Here is a 24,434-nt window from a genome sequence, read left to right as displayed (position 1 = left end):
AATACCAAGTCATAAATCAACAACTTCGCTGCTCAATTGGGCAGCGGCTTGTTTTATCGATTGAGGAAGTTTGTGTCCACAGCTTGCGTCATTAACCAACTTTCATTGGCTGAACATGTGCTTAATAGTACATTTGGTTATCAGTCATTTCGCCCCGGGCAAGATGCTGTCATTGGGGCCATTTTAGATAACCGTGATTGCTTAGTGTTAATGCCAACAGGGGGCGGTAAATCCCTTTGCTACCAGGTCCCTGCTTTAGTTAAAGAGGGGGTCACACTGGTCGTTTCGCCATTAATATCATTAATGAAAGACCAAGTTGACCAATTAAGGTTACATGGGGTTAATGCGGCATGTTTAAATTCATCACAAACGTCACAAGAACAGCGTCAAATCATGGAGCTGTGCAGTCAGGGGGAAATAAAATTACTTTATGTTGCCCCTGAACGGCTATTAACTGATTATTTCCTAAGCCAATTAGCAGGGTGGAATATCACTTTGCTAGCCGTGGATGAAGCCCACTGTATTTCTCAATGGGGACACGATTTTCGCCCTGAATATCGTGCACTAGGCCAATTACGGCAATCATTACCTAATGTACCCGTGATGGCGTTAACCGCAACTGCAGATGAAACCACACGTGCAGACATTATTCGCTTATTGGAGCTACATGAGCCATTAGTTCATGTGAGTAGCTTTGATAGGCCAAATATTCGTTATACCTTAGTCGAAAAATATAAACCGTTAGATCAACTTTGGTTTTTTATTAAAGGCCAAAAAGGAAAAGCGGGTATTGTTTATTGTAACAGTCGCAGTAAGGTTGAAGAAACGACAGAGCGCTTGCAAAAACGAGGCCTAAGCGTTGCAGCATACCATGCAGGGTTAGAGGCTGCTCAACGGGAGTGGGTACAAGACGCATTTCTAAAAGATAATCTGCAAGTTGTCGTGGCGACAGTGGCTTTTGGGATGGGAATTAATAAATCAAACGTTCGGTTTGTTGCTCATTTCGATATTCCACGTAATATCGAAGCGTATTATCAAGAAACAGGGCGAGCAGGGCGTGACGGTGTTGAGGCCGAAGCCATTTTATTTTATGACCCGGCCGATATGGCATGGTTACGTCGTTGCCTTGAGGAAAAACCTGCAGGTATGCAGCAAGATATCGAACGGCATAAGCTGAATGCCATCGCGGCTTTTGCTGAAGCACAAACCTGCCGTCGTTTGGTGTTACTCAATTATTTTGGCGAAAATCGTCAGCAGCCTTGTGGTAACTGTGATATTTGCTTAGACCCGCCAAAACAGTACGATGGGTTAGTGGATGCGCAAAAAGCGCTATCCTGTATTTATCGTGTTGGTCAGCGGTTTGGTATCGGCTATATTGTAGAGGTATTGCGTGGTGCTAATAATCAACGTATCCGTGATTTAGGCCATGACAAACTGCCTGTTTACGGTATCGGTAAAGAACAAAGTAATGAACATTGGGTTAGTGTGATTCGCCAATTGATCCATTTAGGTATGATCACTCAGAATATTACGCATTTTTCAGCGCTTCAATTAACTGAGGCTGCACGGCCTATATTACGGGGTGAAGCGGCACTAAAACTAGCAGTTCCGCGTGTTTTAGTGGTAAAAAGCCGTAATCAACAAAACAAAATTTATCATGGCAATTATGATAAAAAATTATTTGCGAAACTGCGTAAATTACGTAAGTCCATTGCAGATGAAGAAAATATTCCACCATTTGTCGTGTTTAATGATGCAACATTAATTGAAATGGCTGAGCACACTCCAACTTCACCAGCCGAATTATTGTTAATTAATGGTGTTGGCGAGCGTAAACTCGAACGTTTTGGAGTGGCATTTATGGCACTTATCCAAGACCATCTTGAAGGTTATGAATGAATAAATAAGGAAACTGCAGGATGACGCCTGAAAACCTAAAAGAGAGTTGGCTGAATCGAGAAACTCAATTTTCTGCTTTTACAAATGGCCCGCTTTTAGATTTCTGGCAACATCGAGAAGAATCTCAATTTATGGGAGTTGATGATATTCCCATTCACTATGTCCGTTTTATTCATCCAAAGCACCATAAAGCGATAGTCATTTCACCGGGGCGTAGTGAAAGCTATGTGAAGTACCCTGAAGTGGCTTATGATTTTTATCATTTAGGCTATGATGTTTTTATTATTGATCATCGTGGTCAAGGGCGATCAGGGCGCATGTTAGCTGATCCTCAAAAAGGCCATGTTGAAAAATTCACTGATTACATTGACGATTTTGAAAAGTTCATTGAGCTTGAGGTTAAATATCGGCATTACCCAAAATGTTATGCATTAGCACATTCAATGGGAAGTGCTATTTTAGCAGGGTATTTGTTGCGAGATAACGTCACATTTGATGCCGCAACCTTATGTGCACCGATGATTGGTATTAATTTACCCATGCCTCGTTGGATGGCGAGCTTTATTGTTGATAGAGCGGAATCGCGCGAAAGCGTTCGTAATGATTACGCGGCCTCTACTGGGAAATGGCAGCCATTACCTTATTTAATCAATGTATTAACACACAGCTCGGAGCGTTATCGGCGCTACTTACGTTATTATGCCGATTATCCTGAATTACGCTTGGGTGGGCCAACTTATCATTGGCTACGTGAAAGTTTTGTGATTGGCGATGAGCTAATTGCGAAAGCGGGAGAAATTGATGTGCCACTGATGGTGTTGGAAGCCAGTGAAGAAAAAGTGGTCAGCAATAAAGAGCTACAAGCTTTTTGTCAAAGCCGACAAAAAGCGCAAATAGGACGAGAAGAAAAATTACCTCTCATTATTGAAGGGGCACACCATGAAATCCTATTTGAAGTGGATGCATTAAGAGCGATGGCGCTCAATGCTATCTGTGATTTTTTTGAGCAGTATTAGTTAGGGTTTGAATATGAAATATCCTGTAGTTGCTTCCGATTTGGATGGGACACTGTTATCTCCCAATCATGACTTAACGTCTTATACAAAAGACACTTTGAAACAGCTAGTAACTTCGCAAGATGTGCATTTTGTGTTTGCAACAGGCCGTCACCATGTGGATGTTGCTCAAATCCGTGATGGTTTAGGTATCGATGCGTATATGATCACGTCTAATGGTGCGCGGATCCATAATACCCGTGGTGACTTAATTTTTGAGCACAATGTTGCCCCTCAAATTGCTCATGAGCTGTGTTTAATGGAATTTGATAACCCTGAGCTTGTCACTAATTACTACCATGGTGATGATTGGTTTATCAACCGTGAAAGCCCTGAACAAAAAGAATTTTTTAAAGAATCGGTATTTAACTACCAGTTGTTTGACCGCCACAATTTTGTCACCTCTGAGGTCTGTAAAGTTTACTACACCAGTGAAGATCATGATTTGCTGGTGGATTTACAACGCCGTATTCAAGCTCGCTGGCAAGATAGAGTGAATGTAACGTTTTCACTGCGTAGCTGTTTAGAAGTTATGGCTGGTACTGTTTCTAAAGGGGAAGCTTTGAAGCAAGTAGCTGCTCTACATGGCTATACACCGAGTGATAGCATTGCGTTTGGTGATGGTATGAATGACAAAGAAATGCTGACGATGGCCGGAAAAGGCTGCATCATGCAAAATGCACATCAGTTGCTAAAAGATGCGTTACCACACATGGAAGTCATTGGCTCGAATAGTGATGATGCTGTTGCTCGTTATCTGAGAAATAAATACCTTAATAACGCATAATTCATTTTGTTATTTGAAATAGAGAAACCAGATAGGCAATATGTTTATCTGGTTTTTTATTATCGCAATTAGACTAGAAACGTAAGTTCCCACAGTGAAAATACAGCGAAACGTGCTTTTTGTGAAATTTAGGTCACTTTTCCTATTTTTTCTGACAAAAAGTAAATTTAAACTAGGGGGATGAGTGTTTAGGTCGATATTAATGGATAGCACTGTTTTCACAGGTTGCATATTGCACTGTTGAGGGTTCCTTAGGATGAAAAGAATTGCGTTAGTACTGTTGTTAGGCTCGATTTGTTTTAGTTCCGTTTTAACTGCTAAACCTACCACTGCGCCAGCATCGGCAACAGTAGCACAAGAGCCCTCGATTGAACAAATTACGCAGTTAGCGCAAAAAGGTGACCCTAAAGCCCAATTCCAGCTAGGTGAGCGTTATTTTAAAGGGTTAGGTGTTTCTCAAGATTCTAAAGCTGCGGCTGAGTGGTTCATCAAGGCAGGAAACCAAGGGAATTCAGATGCGCAATTCCGCCTTGGCACGATGTTCGTAAATGGTTTTGGTGTGCGTCGTGATTATGACAAAGCGATGCTGTGGTACGAACAAGCCGCTGCTCAAGGTGATACCCGAGCTGAAACAAACATGGCGATGATGTACGCGCAAGGCTTAGGTGTTACTCAAAACCTAGAAAAAGCGGCATTTTGGTTTAGAAAAGCTGCGCAGGGCGGGAATATACTGGCTCAATTCCAGATAGGCCAAATGTACTCGATTGGTAGTGGTGTTGATTTAGATGATGAGAAGGCGGTCTTCTGGTTTAGAAAAGCCGCGAAACAAAAAGATGCTAAGTCTCAAGACCGCTTAGGTGTCATGTACTCTGAAGGACGTGGCGTGAAGAAAAACTTGCAGCAAGCCTACGCATGGCTTGCAACTGCGGTTTACAGTGGTAACGCAGAAAGTCATCGTCTACAGAATAAGATTGCGGAGCAGTTAAGTCCTGAAGAATTACAGCAGGCACAAAAATTAGCGGAAGGTTATATTAAATCGTATGGTTTTAAAGCCAGCTAACGATTAAGCAGATGTGTGGGGTACGATTTTGTATCCCACCAGTATGACAACCGATAATACAAGATAGCACCAAGAAAGCCGATAAAAACGGTTATTTCCCCAGCCTCGACGAATGGCAAGCTGCTGCTGTTTCGATGATAGCTTGCCACAAAGTACACGAAACCCGACGATATAAACCGCACAATACACTTGCCAAAGATATAGCGTATTAAATGCAAAAGCTTTCCCAACAATTAATAAGATAATTAATGGAATCAAAAAGAATAAAATCGACCCAACACGTTCAAGTTGGGCGATCCTCAATATCACTAATTCGTCTTTTTCATCTAATTGTAATGGCATAATACGGCTTACAGTTCCCCAGATTTACGGCTTGGATTACGTCCTGAAAGATTGTTTGTCGCACTTTGCAGAGAGTTATCACGGACATCCACCCTTGCTTGGAATGGTGGGAATGGCAAGGTAATCCCTTGTTCAGCAAAGGATACTAGGATGTTTTGATGTATTTCATGGCGCGCAGGTAACCGGTGGCCCATTTCTGCGGCATAGACACGTAATTCAAAAATCTGAATACCTTGTTGTAAATCAACAAGATATACTTCAGGTGCCGGGTTGTCTAAAATCATCGTAGAGCGTTGAGCTGCACGTAAAATAGTATCTGTCACTAATTCACTATTGGCATCAGAAGGTGCAGGAATCGTCATGACAATACGTGTGATCGTGTCAGAAAGTGACCAGTTAATAAATTGTTCAGTAATAAATGCCTTATTTGGCACAATAATTTCTTTTCTGTCCCAATCTGTTAGCGTGGTTGCACGGGTATTGATCTTGGTAATACTGCCGGTCAAGTTACGGATAGTTACTGTATCTCCAATCCGGATCGGTTTTTCAAATAAGATCATCAACCCTGAGATAATATTAGCGAAGATTTCTTGTAAACCAAAACCAAGCCCGACCCCCATCGCCGCTACAAGCCATTGTAGTTTTGACCACTCAATCCCTAACATAGAGAAGCCAACAATGGTCCCGATAATAGTAATCGTATACTTGGTTAGTGTGCTGATAGCGTAACCGGTACCTGGTGTTAAATCCAAATGTTGGAGTACTGCCAACTCAAGTAAAGCGGGTAAGTTACGAACTAATTGGGCAGTAACGATAATAGTCAAAATAGCAATGAAAATAGAGCCCATGGTGATAGGTTGCACCGTATCAACGCCATTAACCGTTGAGGTCACATCCCATAAGCGAATATTTTCAAGGAAAGAGAATGCAGTATGTAGCTCAGACCATAGCCAAATTAATGAAACCAAGGCAATCATGGTTAAAATCGAACGAACTAACCCCACAGATTGGGTGCTAATGGTATCCAAGTCGATAACCTGTTCTTCGATATCAATATTTCCTTCGCTACTGGCGTTTGCTTGCTGGCTATCGTCTTCACCTTTAGCACGTTGCGCCAATATCTCAGCACGGCGTTGTTTCGCACGCTCGAAGGCTAATTTACGGCGCTGCATCGACATCCAACGGCGAATAGTATGATAAACGATAAGGATGACAAACCAAATGGCGACAGAAGTTTCTAAACGTGCAAGCAGGGCCTGTGAGGTTGAGAAATAACCTAAAATGGAGAAGAACCCAGCAACAATAGGTGCGAGTAATATCATCCACCACAAGGCCTTATTAACGATATTCTCACCGGACCCATGTCTATCTAAATAGAGAGGGATTTGTGAACGACGCAAGTTGTTGGTAATTAAGCTAAGTGCGACACATAAAAAGATAAAACAGAAACGACCAATACTGGCTGCAAATTCCCTATCGCTATAATGTTCAAAGGTAATAATTGCCATCACTAATGGAACGATGACAAAAATCGCCATTCGGTAATAACGCATCGCACGTTTAACGGAATCTTTGTCCCAACCGAAGTGAGAAATAAATAGCCCGGTTGGACGAGAAAAGGTTTCGCTGATCATAAACAGCCACAATAAAGGTGTCGTCGCACTGACACCATAACCTATCGCCGCGGCCATGGGGTATTGCCATGCACTTTGTAAGCCATAGCCGATGGCTGACCACATCATAGGTAGAGGAAGAGCAACAATAATTGACCAGAAAATAGTTCGAATGGTTAAGTAGAACCGGTCTTGTGTCACCTTACCAATACGTAAACTGGAACGGTCAAGAAATGCTTGGTAGTGCTTACGCGTGCTAATACTGAAAATGACTAATGCTATCGAACCAAGAAGATACAAAAAGGTATCTTGAGTTGTCAGCATAACGTTCAGTGCACCAGCAAGTTGGGACAAGGTATCCAGTGAAAGTAATTGAGTAATATCAGTTACTAACATGACAGGATAGCTGATGCTTATTGGTGGAACATCTGCGACCCAGAAAAGATAACGGTTGGAAGCATCTTTGACTTCTTTTAATGCATCGGTTAATTGCCCAGTAGCGACATTAAGCTTCGTTAGCTCTAACATTTCAGCATCGAGGCCTGAAATTAAAGAGGTCAGTAGCTCTCGGCGGGTTTTAATTAATGACTGATAAACTTGCACTTGAGCTGCATTAAGCTCATGCTCGGTTTCTTGCTCGGTTGTATCTACTTTACCTAATCTATCGAGGCTATCTTCATAATTTAAGCGTTGTACGCGTAAATCAGCCATTTCACGATCAAGTTGTTGGCTTTTGGGGATATCAGGCAAACGAGAAAGCTGTGTTCTGAGAGCTTCCCCTAATGTACTTGAACTGCTGATCCACTGAGCTTGCTCGCGAATAGTTGTGAGTGCTTGGCGAGCATCACGGATACTGGTTGAAATTTCTGCTTGGCTATTGGTGATAGCGCTCATGCGCTGTGCCTGAGCGGTTAATTCCTGAGACATTTTGCGGTTAATATCAAGCTGCTCAGTTAAAAATGGCGTTAGTTCCCCTTGTGCGGCCAACATTTCCGTGTGTTCTAACGCTAAAATTGCTTTTTGTTGGCGTTGGGTATTTTGGAAATCACGTAGGTTTTGTAACTCAAGTTCCATACGTTGATAGCGTTTTTTGTATAATTCCAACGTAAGGCGTGAGATTTCTTGGCGGTTATTGGCAGAAAGCTGTGCCATTTCCAGTTCATTAACCGTTGACTTGCGAGCACTTACTTCGGCTTGAGCCAATGTATACTGGGCATCGGCTAATGGCGTTGACGGTGTACTCAGAGACTGAAAGCGCGAAGTGGCTTCAGTGAGTAAACGTCTGGCTTCAGAAAGCTGTTGTGGCAGAATATTTAATGATTCACTGATTTCGCGGCCTTTATCTTGCTCTTGCTGAGTTAAGCGGCTTTGATCGAGTAATTGGCTGCTAAGCTGAATAATACGTTGTTCAAGTTCACCTAAGCTGATACCCACTGGTATTGGGGCCGGCTCATCACTTTCATTAAGAATTTTTTGTCTTATTTCTTTGATAATTCTAGGAAAGTTATCAATGGCTTCTTGATAAGATTTGGCTTTTGCATCGGACTCTCGTGTTTCACTCATCCAATTCAAAGCACCCTGTAATGCTTGTGCTATCTCTGCATCTTTGGGGTTGGTGCTTGACTCAAGTTGTTTGAGCTCCTGCTTAATCTGTGCTTCATCCTGCGCTGCAGTTGGTGCTGCAACGGAAGAGAAAACGATTAACAGACTAAGAAAAAAACTGATAATCACACGCACAGTGAGGAGCTCCTTCAAGAGATAATAATTTAACTAAACGTCGATGGATTCTTCTGTCACTGTATTTGCAACAGTTTCAGCGAGTAATTCGCCCATGCGAGTTGCATAACCGGGGATTAGTGATGAATTAAATGTCACTTTGTTAGGTTCAAATAAATTAATCACTGTTGAACCCAATTTAAACAGTCCCATTTCCTCACCTTTTTTCAAGAAAACAGCCCCTTCAGAGTCTAACTCAGGGTAAACCCAACGCTTAATGACGCCTTCACGAGAGGAGTTAACGCAACCGCTCCATACGGTTTCAATACTACCAACGATGGTTGCACCGACGAGGACCTGTACCATTAGGCCGACAGGGGTGTCAAAGACACAAATCAAGCGTTCATTACGTGCAAATAGATTGGGAACATTTTGTGCCGTCAACGGATTTACAGAGAATAAATCGCCAGGAACATAAATCATCTCTTTGAGCAAACCGTCACACGGCATGTGTACACGGTGATAGTCACTCGGGGAGAGGTAAGTGGTAATAAAGTCACCACCACGAAAATGTTCCGCTAATTGGTATTGGCCTGCAAGTAACGCTTCCACTGTGTAATTATGGCCTTTAGCTTGGAAGATAAGGTCATCATTAATCGGGCCTAATTGGCTAACTGCACCGTCAGCAGGTTGAGCAAGTTGGTGCTCTTTTTCGACAATCGGGCGTGCGCCTTCTTTTAGCAGACGGATAAAGAAATCATTAAAAGTGGCATAAGCAGTAAGTTCGCTTTTTTGCGCTTCATTCATGTTGACTTTATAGGCTTTTGCGAACAGTTTAATTGCCCATTGTGTCATGAAACCCGCATTGCGGCTTGCAAACCAGCCTGCAAATTCAGTAAGACATTGTTTTGGAAGCATATATTGCAAGCGAATTTTAATTTTATCTAGCACGTTAACCTCTGATTTTTAAAGGTATGTTAGCAAAAGGGCGGCTATTGTACACAGTTTACTCATCATATTTCAAACGGTCGCGTAACAGGCTAACCGTAATTAAATTATTTAGAGCTGTCTTAGCGTTAGGGAGCTAATTGTAAGCACTCACTAACATTATTTATCTTTTGCCGTAAAATTGCCACGAGGTTTGATTTGTTCCATGCTTTCTAAAATGCGATGGTAGTTTTCAAAACGTGATTCAGCAATTTTATTTGCTTCTACGGCTTCACGTAACAGACAACCTGGATCATCTAAATGTTTACAGTCACGGAATTTACAGCCACCAAGGTAATCTTTAAATTCGACAAATCCTTTGGTCACTTGTTCCGTTGTTAAATGCCATAAACCAAATTCGCGCACACCAGGGGAGTCAATCACATCGCCGCCCAACGGGAAGTGGTATAAACGAGCTGTTGTTGTTGTATGTTGCCCTAGCCCTGAGTTGTCTGAAACCTCATTGACTAAAATCATTTCTTCATTGTGAGGGAGTAATGCATTTAATAAACTTGATTTGCCCACACCAGACTGCCCAACAAATACTGAAACTTTACCTGCTAGCGCGTTAGTAAGTGCTTCCATTCCTTCGTTGGTATGGCTTGAAACTTCGAGAACTTGATAGCCAATATTGCTATAAATCGTCATTAAATCGCTTACCCACTCACGGTTTTCATCGTCAAGTAGGTCAACTTTATTGAGAACAATAACTGGCTTAATTCCAGTGGTTTCGCAGGCAACTAAATAGCGGTCAATAATATTCAGCGAAAGCTCAGGTAAAATAGCGGAAACTACGACAATTTGGTCAATATTAGCAGCAATCGGTTTTAAGCCATCATAATAATCGGGACGAGTTAGAACAGAACGGCGTTCATGAACAGCTTCGACGATGCCATTTACTTTGATATCGCTCTGTGTGTTCAAGGCTGGCCGCCACACCACGTTATCCCCTGTTACGAGGGATGAAATAGTTCTACGCAAGTTACAGCGCTGGATAGTCCCGTCACTTGCTTGAATGTCAGCATGTTGCCCAAAACGGCTAATGACTAAGCCTTCTTGTGCTTCACCTAATTGGCTATCATCAATTTCAACTGTTTTTTGCTTTTTAAGTCTTTTTTGATGATTTTCTTGAACTCGGCGCTGTTGGCCTTTCGAAAGTTTCTGTTTAGCCACCTGTCCTCTCTTTACTATGGGCTGTATTTTAGGGGTTACTCACGCCTGTCACTGAAGGCATGAAGAGTGCTATCATACCTTAACTTCATAGAATGCAGTTAGGGTATATCATGCAAAAGAATGAGAATAATTTAATTTGGATCGATTTAGAAATGACGGGGCTCGATCCTGTTCGTGATCGTATTATTGAAATAGCGACTATTGTAACAGATAGCCATCTTAATATTTTAGCAGAAGGCCCTGTAATTGCAGTTCATCAAACGAATGAACAACTTGCTTTAATGGATGAGTGGAATGTAAGCACTCACACCAATAGTGGTTTAGTTGAACGTGTGCGCAAAAGTACCGTGAGTGAGCGTGAAGCTGAGCTAGCCACCATTGAGTTTTTAGAAAAATGGGTTCCCCAAGGGGCATCACCGATTTGTGGGAATAGTGTTGGGCAAGACAGGCGTTTTCTATTTAACTACATGCCTGAATTAGAACGCTATTTTCATTATCGTTATCTTGATGTTAGTACACTTAAAGAACTTGCACGTCGCTGGAAACCTGAAATTTTAGCAGGGTTTTCGAAGAAAAATACCCACCAAGCTCTTGATGATATTCGTGAATCGGTCGCTGAACTGGCTTATTATCGGGAAACATTTATTAAAGAATAAATGATTCGTTATGAAAGTCGCCATTGGCGACTTTCATTCGCGGTTTTTTCTCAATAAGTTAACAATGTTAACGTATTGAAATCAGTTTATTACAACGGGTGTTGATAAAATCACCATTGTGATTGAATTGTCAGCAAACGAATAAAAAAATAAAAATTTTGAGCGCAAGGGCTTGCTAGTATCTGAATTTTTCGTATAATGCGCTCCCCGTACCGATGAAGTTTTTGTTATTGAGTCGGCACGTGAAACATCCAGAAATGTGATGCGGGAATAGCTCAGTTGGTAGAGCACGACCTTGCCAAGGTCGGGGTCGCGAGTTCGAGTCTCGTTTCCCGCTCCAAATTTTCTTGATGTTTTAGCTAGAACACTATTTTCGTGATGCGGGAATAGCTCAGTTGGTAGAGCACGACCTTGCCAAGGTCGGGGTCGCGAGTTCGAGTCTCGTTTCCCGCTCCAAACTTTCTTAGTGTTTTAGTTAGATAGTACCCACCAAATGCGGGAATAGCTCAGTTGGTAGAGCACGACCTTGCCAAGGTCGGGGTCGCGAGTTCGAGTCTCGTTTCCCGCTCCAATATTTTCTTTATCTCTTAACTTTTCTTCTTAATTAAATCTCACATAATATTCATTTAACTTAATTTTATTTAAGTAAAATCACTTAGTGCATATGAACTGCGTTTGTTCACTGTTTTTATCCCTTGAACACTGGGATCTAAAAGGGTTTCGCGATCTTTTTTGGATCATATCCAGATTTGTGCTTGCATTCATTTTCAGGGCGCCATAGAATAGCCACCCCTTAGCAATAGGGTGTTTTACTTCCATCTCTAAGATGAAAACATGAAGTTTAAATAATAAACAAAAATATGCTTTTTTATTTACTTCGAGTGTTTTTTCATTTTAATCTTACTTTTTGGTCACTTTTGTATTGCTAGTTAACGTAAAATCAGTGTTTTTCTTTTCAACGCGACATTAGAAAGTTATCCACAGCTAACTCAATCAATCTGAGTTTTTATTGCGATTTGAAATAACTTATTACACAGAGTTATCCACAGGCTAATTAACAAATTCCTGCTGTGCTATTTAATTCTAGCGTTTAAGTTGTATTATTATAACTTGTTGATTTTATTGGTCTGTGAATTATTTTGTCAAAATGAGGCTAGCACAGCTTGCAAATTCTTTACCTATTGTCAGGTAAGCATTTTTTATTTTATTCACATCAATTTGACAATTCTTCATTCCGGATATATAGCAGGCTTTTTTCTAGGCGTCTCTCGGTAAACCTTTGTTAATAGCGCGTACAAGGCGTTTTTGCTGTGAAGTTTGAATTGTGACTTGGTTTGCATCGCGTCGGTTAAGCTGTTGTTGTATAGACCATTGGAAGTGCTCATCTAGCATTTCGTTGATCCCCAATCTATTTTGTAAAGCCAGTACAATACGGTCTTGATAAGGTGCATTACCTAGTGCCACACTGATATTTCGCAGCCACTTAATATAACCAATGCGGCGGATTGCAGAGCCTTCGGTCACCTTTAAAAAGGTTTTTTCATCCCATGAGAACAAGTCAAGTAGCTCTGGTGTATGTAAGTCCTTTCTTGGACTAAAATCATCTTCATCAGTAAGCTGGGAAAAACGGTTCCACGGGCAAATGAGCTGGCAGTCATCGCAACCATAGATCCGATTTCCCATGAGTGGACGAAATTCTTCTGGGATAGCACTATCTAGCTCGATTGTGAGATAAGAAATACAGCGTCTTGCATCGACGGTGTAAGGTTCAACAATCGCACCTGTTGGGCAGGTTGTCATACAAGCAACACAGCGACCACAATCTTCTTCGACAGGTTTATCAACAGGAACGGGTAAGTTAATCAATAACTCACCGAGAAAAAACCAAGATCCTGCTTCACGATTTAAGACTAATGAATGTTTCCCTGTCCATCCTAAACCTGCTTTAACTGCAAGAGGGCGTTCTAAGATTGGAGCGGAATCGACAAAAGGTCGAAAATTAAGATCATCGCTACTGGTGCCATCGGGCAGTATCACTCCGTTAAATTCACGACAATAGTCTAAAATACGATCTGAAAGTTGTTTTAGGCGTTTTTTTAATAGCTTGTGGTAGTCTCGTCCTAGGGCATAACGGCTGATATAACCTAATTCGGGGTTATTTAATGTACTGGCAAATGCGGCTTTGGCGGGCAAGTAATTCATACGCACACTAATGACACGTAACGTGCCTGGGTGCAGTTCGTGTGGTCTGGCTCGCATCATTCCATGGCGGCTCATCCATTCCATCTCGCCATGAAATTGTTTGTCTAGCCATGCTTGTAATTTGGGCTCTTCCGCAGAAAGGTCAGTATCGCAGATCCCTACTTGTTGGAAACCTGCTTCAATGCCCCATTGTTTAATATTCTGAGCGAGAAGATCGAGATCGAGGTATCTTGCCATCAGATCCTATCTTGATAAAGATTAAAACGGCAGGCACTCTATCATGACCTGCGTTGTTCATCAAAATGCATGAAAAATACCGTCAATATTGAGAACAATTATAGGATATTTCTGAACTCATCATTCAAGCAATGTTAATTAAGAAAAAAGCCCCATCTTAGGTTAATATAAGCGGTAATATTGATGTTTGTTGATATCTCTTTATGCATTTTGATCAGCAATATAAACTATGCATTTAAAGGATAAACAGGCGACACCGCCTATTAATGACATAATAAAAGAACAATATGAAAGAATGTACAATACAACTTGCCAATGAAGCGCAAACTGTTGCGTTAGGTAATGCTATCGCTAAGGCTTGCCATCAAAGCACTGTGATTCACTTATACGGTGATCTTGGTGCAGGGAAAACCACCTTTAGCCGAGGTTTCTTACAAGCGCTAGGTCATCAAGGCCATGTAAAAAGTCCAACTTACACATTGGTTGAACCCTATGAATTAGCAGATCGTCAAGTTTTCCACTTTGATCTCTATCGGTTAGCCGATCCTGAAGAACTTGAATTTATGGGAATTCGTGACTATTTTTCTGGAAATTCGATCTGTTTGGTCGAATGGCCGCAACAAGGTAAAGGTTTTTTACCTGAAGCGGATCTTGAGCTCCATCTGACCTATCAAGGCGAAGGGCGTCAGGCTCACTTTGTTGCTTTTTCTGCCAATGGGGAGTCGTTGTTAGAAGCATTACCCCTACTCTAAGGAAGCTATTGCTCATGTTGAATGCATCAATGCACAGAATAACAAAAAAGGGTTTTTTTACTGTTTTCGTCTTGTTTATGGTATCCGTTATGTGGCTGTTTGCTGCAAAAACACAAGCGGCAACATTATCGAATATTCAAGTTAACAATAGTCCATCACAAGCAGAAGTGGTACTAAGCTTTGTTGATGGTAAGCCTGATTACTCCTATTTCCCATTGCATTCACCTGAGCGCCTTGTTGTTGATATCAAACAGCGAGGCGAGATTATTGGCCTACCGCTTAAAGTTCCCGCAGGGGATCTTGTAAAACTAGTACGGGCAAGCCAACCTTCTGATAATCAACACAAACGCTTAGTTTTAGAGCTATCTCGTGCAGCTAAAACGAAAGCAGTACTTAAACAAGTTTCAGGTGAATATCAGTTGGTATTAACGATATCGACGGGAAATTCATCCGGTTCTACTTCCTTTAATCAAACCAATAATACGATTAAAGCAGCGGCAAATAGCGCTCAAGATAAACCATTGAAGATGAATAATCCTGCACCTGTTGCCACGCCAACACCGACTAAATATAAAAATATGCCGAAGGGCAGCAAGCAGGTAGTTATTGCGATTGATGCAGGGCACGGTGGAAAAGACCCTGGTGCGATTGGTAAGAATGGTTATAAAGAAAAGGATGTGACTCTTAGTGTTGCACGTAAGTTATACCAACGTCTTGAAGCCGACCCAATGTTTAAACCTGCGATGACACGTGATGGAGACTATTTTATTTCCGTTAGTGGCCGTTCTGATGTGGCACGTAAGAAAGGGGCTAATATGTTGGTGTCAATTCACGCAGATTCGGCTCCGAATAGCAGTGCACGAGGAGCATCAGTGTGGGTATTGTCTAATCGACGTGCAAACAGTGAGCTGGGTAGTTGGCTCGAACAACGTGAAAAACAATCTGAATTATTAGGTGGGGCGGGTGATGCGCTTAGTGGTGCGGACCCTTATTTAAGCCAAGCTGTTTTAGATCTACAATTCGGCCATTCTCAGCGTGTGGGGTACGATGTTGCGGTTAAAGTGATCGAACAGCTGCGAAAAGTGGGTAATATTCATAAAAGAACACCTGAGCATGCAAGTTTAGGTGTATTGCGCTCCCCAGATATCCCATCGATTTTAGTCGAAACTGGTTTTATTAGTAATACGGCAGAAGAACAGTTGCTAAAATCTAATGAATTCCAAGACAAAGTCGCAGAAGCTATCCATTTAGGATTACGTCAATATTTCTTGGCGAATCCAATACAAGCGGCACCACAATAAGGGGGGAAGACATGGCAATACATATTCTCTCCCCACAGCTAGCCAACCAAATTGCGGCAGGAGAAGTGGTCGAAAGGCCTGCGTCAGTGGTTAAAGAGCTCGTTGAGAACAGTCTTGATGCCGGGGCAACGCGTATTGATATCGACATTGAGCGTGGTGGAGAAAAACTGATCCGTATTCGTGATAATGGCTGTGGTATCGGTAAAGATGAACTGATTCTCGCATTAGCTCGCCATGCGACCAGTAAAATTGCCACTTTGGATGACCTTGAAGCTATTATGAGTATGGGGTTTCGCGGTGAAGCGCTAGCGAGTATCAGTTCCGTTTCACGTTTAACATTGACATCCAAGCCCGCAGACCAAACAGAAGCATGGCAATCATATGCCGAAGGCCGGGATATGGAGGTGATGGTTAAACCTGCAGCGCATCCCAATGGCACAACGGTTGAAGTATTAGATTTATTCTATAATACGCCAGCTCGCCGTAAATTTATGCGCACAGAAAAAACCGAGTTCGGCCATATTGATGAACTTGTTCGCCGAATTGCACTTTCTCGTCCTGATGTGGCTATTAACCTGACTCACAACGGGAAATTAGTAAAGCAATATCGAGCCGCTCATGATGAAGCGCAGCAAGAGCGGCGTCTCGGGACGATTTGCGGTACGGGTTTTCTGCAAGGCGCTTTGGCGTTATCTTGGGAACATAGCGACCTTGCTATCAAAGGGTGGGTTGTTTCTCCATCAATGACATCAGGTAGCGAAACGCAATATTGCTATGTTAATGGCCGTATGATGCGTGACCGCCTGATTAACCATGCTATTCGCCAAGCCTATGAAGGGCATTTAGACGAAAACCAACAGCCTGCTTATGTCTTGTATTTGACGATTGATCCAAAACAAGTTGATGTTAACGTACACCCAGCAAAACATGAGGTTCGTTTTCACCAAGCTCGCTTGGTACATGATTTTATTTATCAAGCGGTACGAACGGTATTATTAGAAGCTGCATCTATTGATGAGCTTCCGGGTATTGAACCAGCAAATATAGAGTTAGAAAATCGACCTTCTGCGGGGGAAAACTATTTTTCTTCACCAAACGTGACTCCCAAGCAGCAACATAAGACAGAAAATCATACGCTCATTGAAAATACCGTTCGAGAGTCTAAAATACCTTATGACCAGCCCAGCCACTTAAAGGATAGTGCCGCAAATCACGCTTTTTCTTCACCGAAGACAACGTCAGGTTTTTCAGAAAATGCGCCAGCAAAAACGTTTGGTTCAACGTATGACAAAAAAGCGGGTGAGCTGTATCAGAGCTTAATGTCAATTCCCGTTGCCTCTGAAGATAAAAAACCGCTTTTTCCTGAGCGTAAACCGATAAACTCGCCACCAATATCGTCACAACCTGTAGCAAAAAATGCGGATAACTACCTTTTTGGCAAGGTATTGACAATTTACGCAAAAAACTTTGCATTAATTGAGTCTTCGTTGGGGCTAATCCTGTTATCCTTAACGGAAGCTAATTATTTATTGAAATTGTCACAATTGTCACCGGGTGGCGGAGCCTTAAAGCCTCAGCCATTGTTAATACCTCTAAAAGTGTCACTTAAAAATGATGAAATAGAGGTTTTACAGCGGTACAAGGAACAATTGACAATATTTGGTATCGAAGCCACGATATTACATGGAAAAGTAACAATTCATACGGTATCGTTACCATTAAGAACACAAAATTTATCACAGCTTTTTTCTGAACTACTCGATTTTTTATCGAGAAAAGAAAGTGTCACTGACGAAGAGATTACACAATGGCTCGCTAAAGCAGTTTCACAGGTTAAAACAGAAGAAAGTTGGAGTTTAGCACAGGCTGTTCAGTTGCTGGCTGATGTTGAGCGGGTATGCCCTCAGTGGGTAAAAAATCCCCCACCAACATTATTACAATTAATTAATTTACAATCCGTGGTAGCTACACTAACAAATGAGTGATTTAGCAACTCAGAAAAAACCTGACGCAATATTCCTAATGGGTCCAACGGCCTCAGGTAAAACCGCTTTGGCGATCGAACTTCGCAAGCATTTGCCTGTGGAAATTATTAGTGTCGATTCGGCATTAATTTACCGAGGAATGGATATTGGCACAGCAAAACCAACAGCGGAAGAACTCAGCCAAGCTCCCCATCGTCTGATTGATATCCTCGATCCGTCTCTACCATACAGCGCTGCCGATTTTCGCCGTGACGCATTAAATGCCATGGCTGAAATTACCTCACAAGGTAAAATTCCGTTATTAGTTGGCGGCACTATGTTGTATTTTAAAGCCTTATTAGAAGGACTTTCACCACTTCCTTCAGCTGACCCAACAGTTCGTGCTGAAATTGAACACATTGCGAAAGAACAAGGATGGGGAGAAATTCATCGTCGTCTTACTGAAGCTGACCCAGTTGCCGCGGCAAGGATCCACCCTAACGATCCACAAAGATTATCCCGTGCTTTAGAGGTATATCTCATTTCGGGACAAACTTTGACTGAAATGACACAAACAGCTGGGGAAGAATTACCTTATAATGTGTTTCAGTTTGCTATTGCGCCACAAGATCGTAAAATTTTACATGAGCGCATAGAACAACGTTTTCATCTGATGATAGATGCGGGTTTTGAAGAAGAAGTTCGCAAATTGCATCAACGAAATGATTTACATGTTGACCTCCCTTCAATCCGTTGTGTGGGATATCGGCAAATGTGGTCATATTTAGATGGTGAAATTAGCCATGATGAAATGATTTATCGGGGAATTTGTGCAACTCGCCAATTGGCAAAACGTCAAATTACCTGGTTAAGAGGCTGGGAGAATGTTCATTGGTTAGATAGTGAACAACCTCAGCAAGCGCTTAGCACCGTTATGCAGGTTATGCGTGCATAGGACTGATGTTTGTGTACAATTAGAACGTTAAGCGCAATTTTTGAGTAGTTACTTTTTGGAATCTAAAAGATTCTCTTTTAAAAACAACAAAATAAGGAAAACATAGAATGGCTAAGGGGCAATCTTTGCAAGATCCGTTCCTGAACGCATTACGTCGTGAAAGGGTTCCGGTCTCTATTTATCTCGTTAATGGCATCAAATTGCAGGGGCAAATTGAGTCTTTTGACCAATTTGTCATTTTATTAAAAAACACAGTTAGCCAGATGGTTTATAAGCACGCTATCTCGACTGTTGTCCCTGCTCGCCCTGTTTCTCATCATAGCGGTACTGCGGGTAGCACTGGCAATGGTAATTACCATTCAGGTAACCCTGCAGCGCAAGATGGCGAAGTAACTGAGTAAGTTTGTACGCTAAAAGACAAGGAAAGCATGGGTAGGGAGACTGTACCTGTGTTTTTCCTTTGCAATTATTGTTTAGCCTAAGAGGTTACACCTTGTTTGATAGGTATGAAGGCGGTGAACTAGCTGTATTAGTCCATGTCTTTTTTTCTCAAGAAAAAGATGTTGATAATCTGGCAGAATTTGAGTCACTTGTGACATCTGCTGGCGTAAAACCAGTACAAATAGTCACGGGCAGTCGTAAAGCCCCTCATCCAAAGTTTTTTGTTGGGGAAGGTAAAGCAGAAGAAATCGCCCAAGCTGTTGAGGAAAGTGGTGCAGATGTGGTGTTGTTTAATCATACTCTAAGCCCTGCTCAAGAACGTAATCTCGAAAGGATTTGCCAATGTAAGGTGGTTGACCGTACAGGGGTAATTTTAGATATTTTTGCTCAACGCGCACGTACACACGAAGGTAAGCTTCAAGTTGAATTGGCTCAGTTAAGGCATTTATCGACTCGCTTAGTGAGGGGATGGACGCACTTAGAGCGACAAAAAGGCGGGATTGGCTTACGAGGTCCCGGTGAAACTCAACTTGAGACTGACCGCCGGCTATTAAGAGATAAAATTAAACAAATCTTATCTCGTCTTAGTCGGGTGGAAAAACAGCGTGAACAAGGGCGTCAAGCGAGAAGTAAGGCTGATATCCCGACCATTTCGCTTGTCGGTTATACCAACGCTGGTAAGTCTAGTTTGTTTAACCGCATGACGGCCGCTGATGTTTATGCTGCTGACCAGTTATTTGCAACACTTGACCCAACACTTCGTCGTATTGATGTAGAAGATGTTGGTGTTGTCGTTCTTGCAGATACTGTGGGTTTTATCCGTCATTTACCCCATGATTTGGTTGCAGCTTTTAAAGCAACCCTGCAAGAAACACGTGAAGCAACGTTACTGCTGCACGTTATCGATGCAGCTGATAATCGCTTGGATGAAAATATTCATGCAGTTGAAAGTGTGTTAGAAGAAATCGAAGCGGATGAAATACCAACACTTTTAGTGATGAACAAAGTTGATATGCTGGAGGATTTTGTCCCGCGTATTGACAGAGATGAGGATAACAAGCCGGTTCGTGTCTGGGTTTCAGCGCAAACGGGCGATGGTATCTCATTGCTGCTACAGGCATTGACGGAACGTCTTTCAGGTGAAATCGCACATGTTGAATTGCGTTTACCACCGAATGAAGGCCGTTTACGTAGCCGTTTCTATCAACTTCAGTCAATCGAACGTGAATGGCAGGAAGAAGACGGCTCAATTGGCCTTGAGGTGCGTATGCCAATGGTGGATTGGCGGCGTCTGTGCAAACAAGAGCAGCAATTACCTGACTACGTTATTTAATTGTTTTGGTGATTAATGATGTAGTTAGGCAATGGAATTGATATTAAGAGCCCTATCGCTCTTAGCCCTGAAAATCAATCATAAAGAATGGAGCTAAAACATGGCGTGGAATCAGCCCGGTAATGACGGACAAGACCGCGATCCGTGGGGAAGCGGCAATAAAGGCGGCAACTCTGGCGGGAACAAAGGTGGTCGAAAACGTGGGGCTTATGATCTCGACGATCTCTTTCGTAAACTAGGCAGCAAGCTTGGTGGAAATAAAGGCAGCGGTGGTGATGGCGATAATAAACAACCATCACAAATCAGCGGCCGTTTAGGTATGTTAGTTCTTGCTGCTATCGTTGTTGTATGGGCAGGTTCAGGCTTCTACACCATCAAAGAAAGTGACCGTGGCGTAGTATTACGTTTTGGTGAATATAGTGGTGTTGTTGGGCCTGGTTTGAACTGGAAACCAACCTTCATTGATAGAGTTATTCCTGTCAACGTAGAAACCGTACGTGAACAAGCGACAAATGGCATGATGTTAACGTCAGATGAAAACGTGATCCGCGTTGAAATGAACGTTCAATATCGTGTTACCGACCCTGCGCAATATTTATTTAGTGTCACAAACCCAGACAATAGTCTGCGTCAGGCGCTAGATAGTGCTGTGCGTGGTGTAATTGGTCAGTCTGCGATGGAGCAAGTACTGACTACGAATCGTGCTTTTATCCGTGATGTTACACAGAAAGAGCTCGAAGCAACAATTGCGCCATACAAAATGGGTATCACACTGCTTGACGTCAACTTCCAGGCAGCGCGTCCGCCTGAAGACGTTAAAGCCGCATTTGATGATGTAATTGCAGCAAGGGAAGAAGAACAAAAAACCATTCGTGAAGCACATGCTTATCGAAACGAAGTTCTTCCTCTGGCAAAAGGTAACGCACAACGCTTAATTGAAGAAGCTGAAGCTTATAAAGCCAGTGTGGTCTTCAAAGCAGAGGGTGAGGTGGCAAGTTTTGCAAAAATGTTGCCTGAATATCGTGCTGCACCTGAGATTACCCGTGAACGTCTATATATCGAAACGATGGAACGTGTATTAGGTAATACACGTAAAGTGATAGCAAATGATAAGAGCAACAGCATGTTAGTGCTGCCGCTTGATCAAATCATGCGTGGTGCTAATACGAACGCTACATCAGCACCGAAAGTCAGTCCATCAGCCAGAATGGCGACGCCAAATAATAACGCGTCATCTAATGGCGCAACATCAGCTCAGCCAAACAGTGCTGTTCGTGGTGATGCAGTTAGAGTAGGGAGACAATAATCATGCGTAAATCGCTAATTGTTATCGTTCTGGCCATTTTGGCAGTCGCATACGCATCTATCTTTATTGTTCCTCAAACTGATCGCGGCATTGTCTTGCGTTTTGGTAAGGTTCTGCGTGATTCTGAAAACAAACCGATCATTTATGAGCCGGGTCTGCATTTCAAAGTACCATTTATTGAAACGGTAAAAATGTTGGATGCACGTATTCAGACACTGGAAATTCAGGCTGACCGCTATCTGACAAGTGAAAACAAAGACTTAATGGTGGATTCCTACCTGAAATGGCGCGTTACTGATTTCAGTCGTTACTATGTAGCGACTGGCGGTGGTAATCCATTCCAAGCGGAAACCCTGTTAAAACGTAAATTTAGTGACCGTTTACGTTCTGAGTTTGGTCGCTTAAGCGTAAAAGATATCATTACTGACTCACGTGGCCGTTTGACCATTGATGTCCGTGATGCTTTGAACAAAGGTACAGCAACTGACGATGCAACCAAAGAAGCGGATGCAGCGATTGCGGATGCAGCAAAACGTGTTGAAGAAGAAACAAACCTGAAGCCACTGGTTGTGAATGCAAACAGTATGGCGGCGTTAGGTATTGAAGTTGTCGACGTACGTATTAAACGTATCGAGCTACCAAACGAAGTTTCTGAAGCTATTTATGCGCGTATGCGTGCAGAACGTGAAGCAGTTGCACGTCAACACCGTTCACAAGGTCAAGAAGAAGCGACTAAGATCCGCGCTGTTGCAGATAAAACAGTAACAGAAACGTTGGCTGAAGCGGAGCGTACCGCACTGACTTACCGAGGTGAAGGTGATGCGATGGCAACAAAATTGTTTGCTGATGCATTCAACCAAGACCCAGAGTTCTATGCGTTTATTCGTAGCTTACGTGCTTATGAACAAAGCTTTAAGAGTGGTGATGACGTGATGGTCATGAGTCCAGACACTGACTTCTTCCGCTTTATGAAGGCACCAACTAAGCTTCGCGCGACAGATTAATAACAAGCTAAGTTGCGTGCAACCTAGCAAAATAACTGTTAATCTATTAAAGAAAAGCCCGCTTCGGTGGGCTTTTTTTCGCCTGTCGTTTTAAGTATAAGATTTTTCAGGGAAAATTTGAGCTGCTCAACTGATGGCATTCATTTTGAGTTTACGGCAGAAATAAAAAATACCATTTTACTTGCTTTCCAGAAAAAAATTTTTGTATTGCCAAAATATCACTGGAACAGTTCATTTTTGATGGTAGAATTCATTTTTAAGCAACCGAGTGTATTTCAAAATGGGTAAGAACGTTGTCGTACTGGGCACCCAATGGGGTGACGAAGGGAAGGGCAAGATCGTTGACTTGCTGACAGAGCGTGCTAAATACGTAGTTCGCTATCAGGGCGGCCATAATGCTGGCCATACTCTTGTTGTAAACGGTGAAAAAACCGTTCTCCACTTAATTCCATCCGGTATTCTTCGTGAAAATGTCATCAGTATTATTGCTAATGGTGTTGTTTTAGCGCCAGACGCATTAATGAAAGAGATGAAAGAATTGGAAGACCGCGGTGTTCCTGTTCGGGAACGTTTACGTCTTTCTGAAGCATGCCCACTGATCCTGCCTTATCATATCGCATTAGATAATGCGCGTGAAAAAGCACGTGGTTCCAAAGCGATTGGAACAACAGGTCGTGGTATTGGTCCTGCTTATGAAGATAAAGTTGCACGTCGTGGTCTACGCGTTGGTGATTTGTTTGATAAAGCCACGTTTGCAGAAAAATTAAAAGAAATCGTTGAATACCATAACTTCCAACTTGTTCATTATTATAAAGAACCTGCTGTAGATTACCAAAAAACGTTAGATGATATTATGGCTGTAGCGGATATCCTGACTGGCATGGTAATTGATGTTTCTGATCTGCTATATAAAGCAAATCAGAAGAATGAATTAGTGATGTTTGAAGGTGCACAAGGGACATTATTAGATATCGACCACGGAACTTATCCTTATGTAACCTCTTCAAATACGACCGCTGGTGGTGTAGCGACAGGTTCTGGTTTAGGCCCTCGCTATGTCAACTACGTATTAGGTATCATCAAGGCTTACTCAACGCGTGTTGGTGCAGGTCCATTCCCAACTGAGCTGTTTGACGAAGTGGGTGAGTTCCTGCGTGAAAAAGGCCAAGAATTTGGTGCAACTACGGGTCGTAAACGCCGTACTGGTTGGTTAGATATCGTTGCGATTAATCGTGCGGTACAAATTAACTCACTGTCAGGCTTCTGTATGACTAAACTGGATGTTTTAGACGGTTTAGAAGAAGTCAAAATCTGCGTAGGCTACCGTCGTCCAGATGGCAAAGTGCTTGAAACAACGCCTTTAGCTGCTGATGAGTGGGATGGCTTAGAGCCAGTTTATGAATCAATGCCAGGTTGGAAAGAAACAACTTTTGGTGTGAAACAAAGAGAATTACTGCCACAAGCAGCTCTGAATTACATCAAACGCGTTGAAGAATTAACGGGTATTCCAGTTGATATTATTTCAACCGGTCCAGATCGTTCAGAAACCATGATCCTGCGTGATCCATTTGACGTTGAGTAATAACACTGACTGCGCCTAATACAGGCGCAGTTTTTTACTGCTTTACCTCCTTCCACTATGCAGCTTCTT

At 42.3% G+C, this 24,434-nt stretch carries 19 protein-coding genes and 3 tRNA genes; 17 read left to right on the top strand and 5 right to left on the bottom strand.

All coding sequences use genetic code 11. The features are described from left to right. The first annotated feature begins 72 nt into the window (after positions 1-72). The 4 genes from recQ to FVA69_RS19920 all read left to right on the top strand — a co-directional run bounded on the left by recQ (position 73) and on the right by FVA69_RS19920 (position 4,801). The gene (gene recQ / locus FVA69_RS19935) at positions 73-1,899 is read left to right on the top strand and encodes an ATP-dependent DNA helicase RecQ (protein WP_110731580.1); all 1,827 of its coding nucleotides are present in this window, start codon (positions 73-75) and stop codon (positions 1,897-1,899) included. A gap of 20 nt (positions 1,900-1,919) precedes the next feature. Continuing rightward, entirely contained in the window at positions 1,920-2,915 is a 996-nt protein-coding gene (pldB, locus tag FVA69_RS19930) for a lysophospholipase L2 (protein ID WP_004907380.1), read from the top strand. A gap of 13 nt (positions 2,916-2,928) precedes the next feature. Further along, a complete protein-coding gene (yigL, locus tag FVA69_RS19925; RefSeq protein WP_004907381.1) occupies positions 2,929-3,741 on the top strand; it encodes a sugar/pyridoxal phosphate phosphatase YigL in 813 nt (270 codons plus the stop codon). Between the two features lie 256 nt (positions 3,742-3,997). Continuing rightward, positions 3,998-4,801, top strand: a complete 804-nt coding sequence (locus FVA69_RS19920) for a tetratricopeptide repeat protein (RefSeq protein WP_109912146.1) — start codon at positions 3,998-4,000, stop codon at positions 4,799-4,801. Between the two features lie 3 nt (positions 4,802-4,804). Here FVA69_RS19920 and FVA69_RS19915 read toward each other — a convergent pair whose 3' ends face one another. The 4 genes from FVA69_RS19915 to rsgA all read right to left on the bottom strand — a co-directional run bounded on the left by FVA69_RS19915 (position 4,805) and on the right by rsgA (position 10,632). Next, the gene (locus FVA69_RS19915; RefSeq protein WP_117162649.1) at positions 4,805-5,143 is read right to left on the bottom strand and encodes a hypothetical protein; all 339 of its coding nucleotides are present in this window, start codon (positions 5,141-5,143) and stop codon (positions 4,805-4,807) included. Positions 5,144-5,151: 8 nt separating this feature from the next. Further along, the gene (gene mscM, locus FVA69_RS19910; protein WP_109912145.1) at positions 5,152-8,493 is read right to left on the bottom strand and encodes a miniconductance mechanosensitive channel MscM; all 3,342 of its coding nucleotides are present in this window, start codon (positions 8,491-8,493) and stop codon (positions 5,152-5,154) included. 33 nt (positions 8,494-8,526) lie between these two features. Next, positions 8,527-9,423 (bottom strand): archaetidylserine decarboxylase, encoded by an 897-nt coding sequence (gene asd / locus FVA69_RS19905; RefSeq protein WP_164529246.1) that lies wholly within the window; start codon positions 9,421-9,423, stop codon positions 8,527-8,529. Between the two features lie 156 nt (positions 9,424-9,579). Then, positions 9,580-10,632, bottom strand: a complete 1,053-nt coding sequence (rsgA, locus tag FVA69_RS19900) for a small ribosomal subunit biogenesis GTPase RsgA (RefSeq protein WP_109912144.1) — start codon at positions 10,630-10,632, stop codon at positions 9,580-9,582. Between the two features lie 110 nt (positions 10,633-10,742). On the opposite strand from rsgA, the gene orn reads away from it, so the two are divergent. The 4 genes from orn to FVA69_RS19880 all read left to right on the top strand — a co-directional run bounded on the left by orn (position 10,743) and on the right by FVA69_RS19880 (position 11,859). Continuing rightward, the gene (gene orn / locus FVA69_RS19895) at positions 10,743-11,288 is read left to right on the top strand and encodes an oligoribonuclease (protein WP_110731581.1); all 546 of its coding nucleotides are present in this window, start codon (positions 10,743-10,745) and stop codon (positions 11,286-11,288) included. 264 nt (positions 11,289-11,552) lie between these two features. Next, a tRNA-Gly gene (locus tag FVA69_RS19890) sits at positions 11,553-11,628 on the top strand. A 40-nt stretch (positions 11,629-11,668) separates the two neighbouring features. Next, positions 11,669-11,744 (top strand) — tRNA-Gly (locus FVA69_RS19885). Between the two features lie 39 nt (positions 11,745-11,783). Continuing rightward, a tRNA-Gly gene (locus tag FVA69_RS19880) sits at positions 11,784-11,859 on the top strand. Positions 11,860-12,545: 686 nt separating this feature from the next. Here the strand turns inward: FVA69_RS19880 and queG are convergent. Then, a complete protein-coding gene (gene queG, locus FVA69_RS19875) occupies positions 12,546-13,727 on the bottom strand; it encodes a tRNA epoxyqueuosine(34) reductase QueG (protein WP_110731582.1) in 1,182 nt (393 codons plus the stop codon). Positions 13,728-14,014: 287 nt separating this feature from the next. Between queG and tsaE the strand changes: the two genes are divergently transcribed. The 9 genes from tsaE to FVA69_RS19830 all read left to right on the top strand — a co-directional run bounded on the left by tsaE (position 14,015) and on the right by FVA69_RS19830 (position 24,365). Beyond that, positions 14,015-14,479, top strand: a complete 465-nt coding sequence (gene tsaE / locus FVA69_RS19870; RefSeq protein ID WP_004907392.1) for a tRNA (adenosine(37)-N6)-threonylcarbamoyltransferase complex ATPase subunit type 1 TsaE — start codon at positions 14,015-14,017, stop codon at positions 14,477-14,479. Positions 14,480-14,493: 14 nt separating this feature from the next. Then, on the top strand, positions 14,494-15,780 hold the full coding sequence (gene amiB, locus FVA69_RS19865; RefSeq protein WP_164529245.1) for an N-acetylmuramoyl-L-alanine amidase AmiB: 1,287 nt from the start codon (positions 14,494-14,496) through the stop codon (positions 15,778-15,780). An 11-nt stretch (positions 15,781-15,791) separates the two neighbouring features. Next, positions 15,792-17,765, top strand: coding sequence for a DNA mismatch repair endonuclease MutL (mutL, locus tag FVA69_RS19860; protein WP_164529244.1), 1,974 nt, complete (start codon positions 15,792-15,794; stop codon positions 17,763-17,765). Further along, complete coding sequence (gene miaA / locus FVA69_RS19855) at positions 17,758-18,699, top strand: tRNA (adenosine(37)-N6)-dimethylallyltransferase MiaA (RefSeq protein ID WP_109912139.1); 942 nt, start codon at positions 17,758-17,760, stop codon at positions 18,697-18,699. The genes mutL and miaA overlap by 8 nt, the downstream gene beginning before the upstream one ends. Positions 18,700-18,806: 107 nt before the next feature. After that, positions 18,807-19,100: an RNA chaperone Hfq gene (gene hfq / locus FVA69_RS19850; RefSeq protein ID WP_004906005.1), complete on the top strand. Its 294-nt coding sequence runs from the start codon at positions 18,807-18,809 to the stop codon at positions 19,098-19,100. Positions 19,101-19,192: 92 nt separating this feature from the next. Then, a complete protein-coding gene (hflX, locus tag FVA69_RS19845; protein ID WP_004907402.1) occupies positions 19,193-20,473 on the top strand; it encodes a ribosome rescue GTPase HflX in 1,281 nt (426 codons plus the stop codon). Positions 20,474-20,573: 100 nt separating this feature from the next. After that, positions 20,574-21,779, top strand: coding sequence for an FtsH protease activity modulator HflK (hflK, locus tag FVA69_RS19840; protein ID WP_164529243.1), 1,206 nt, complete (start codon positions 20,574-20,576; stop codon positions 21,777-21,779). 2 nt (positions 21,780-21,781) lie between these two features. Continuing rightward, positions 21,782-22,783, top strand: coding sequence for a protease modulator HflC (hflC, locus tag FVA69_RS19835; protein ID WP_109912137.1), 1,002 nt, complete (start codon positions 21,782-21,784; stop codon positions 22,781-22,783). 280 nt (positions 22,784-23,063) lie between these two features. Then, positions 23,064-24,365, top strand: a complete 1,302-nt coding sequence (locus FVA69_RS19830; protein WP_004907406.1) for an adenylosuccinate synthase — start codon at positions 23,064-23,066, stop codon at positions 24,363-24,365. The last annotated feature ends 69 nt before the right edge of the window (positions 24,366-24,434 follow it).

Origin of the sequence: Providencia sp. PROV004 (assembly GCF_011045615.1) — a bacterium.
Lineage (GTDB): Bacteria > Pseudomonadota > Gammaproteobacteria > Enterobacterales > Enterobacteriaceae > Providencia > Providencia rettgeri.
Note: the sequence above shows the minus strand (reverse complement) of the source record. Positions and strands in the feature narration are given on the sequence as shown.

Excerpts from the sequence above, each read along its gene's own strand:
- pldB (WP_004907380.1), top strand. The coding sequence starts at position 1,920 with ATGACGCCTGAAAACCTAAAAGAGAGTTGGCTGAATCGAGAAACTCAA.
- yigL (WP_004907381.1), top strand. The coding sequence starts at position 2,929 with ATGAAATATCCTGTAGTTGCTTCCGATTTGGATGGGACACTGTTATCT.
- FVA69_RS19920 (WP_109912146.1), top strand. The coding sequence starts at position 3,998 with ATGAAAAGAATTGCGTTAGTACTGTTGTTAGGCTCGATTTGTTTTAGT.
- FVA69_RS19915 (WP_117162649.1), bottom strand. The coding sequence starts at position 5,143 with ATGCCATTACAATTAGATGAAAAAGACGAATTAGTGATATTGAGGATC.
- orn (WP_110731581.1), top strand. The coding sequence starts at position 10,743 with ATGCAAAAGAATGAGAATAATTTAATTTGGATCGATTTAGAAATGACG.
- queG (WP_110731582.1), bottom strand. The coding sequence starts at position 13,727 with ATGGCAAGATACCTCGATCTCGATCTTCTCGCTCAGAATATTAAACAA.
- tsaE (WP_004907392.1), top strand. The coding sequence starts at position 14,015 with ATGAAAGAATGTACAATACAACTTGCCAATGAAGCGCAAACTGTTGCG.
- amiB (WP_164529245.1), top strand. The coding sequence starts at position 14,494 with ATGTTGAATGCATCAATGCACAGAATAACAAAAAAGGGTTTTTTTACT.
- mutL (WP_164529244.1), top strand. The coding sequence starts at position 15,792 with ATGGCAATACATATTCTCTCCCCACAGCTAGCCAACCAAATTGCGGCA.
- miaA (WP_109912139.1), top strand. The coding sequence starts at position 17,758 with ATGAGTGATTTAGCAACTCAGAAAAAACCTGACGCAATATTCCTAATG.
- hfq (WP_004906005.1), top strand. The coding sequence starts at position 18,807 with ATGGCTAAGGGGCAATCTTTGCAAGATCCGTTCCTGAACGCATTACGT.
- hflK (WP_164529243.1), top strand. The coding sequence starts at position 20,574 with ATGGCGTGGAATCAGCCCGGTAATGACGGACAAGACCGCGATCCGTGG.
- hflC (WP_109912137.1), top strand. The coding sequence starts at position 21,782 with ATGCGTAAATCGCTAATTGTTATCGTTCTGGCCATTTTGGCAGTCGCA.
- FVA69_RS19830 (WP_004907406.1), top strand. The coding sequence starts at position 23,064 with ATGGGTAAGAACGTTGTCGTACTGGGCACCCAATGGGGTGACGAAGGG.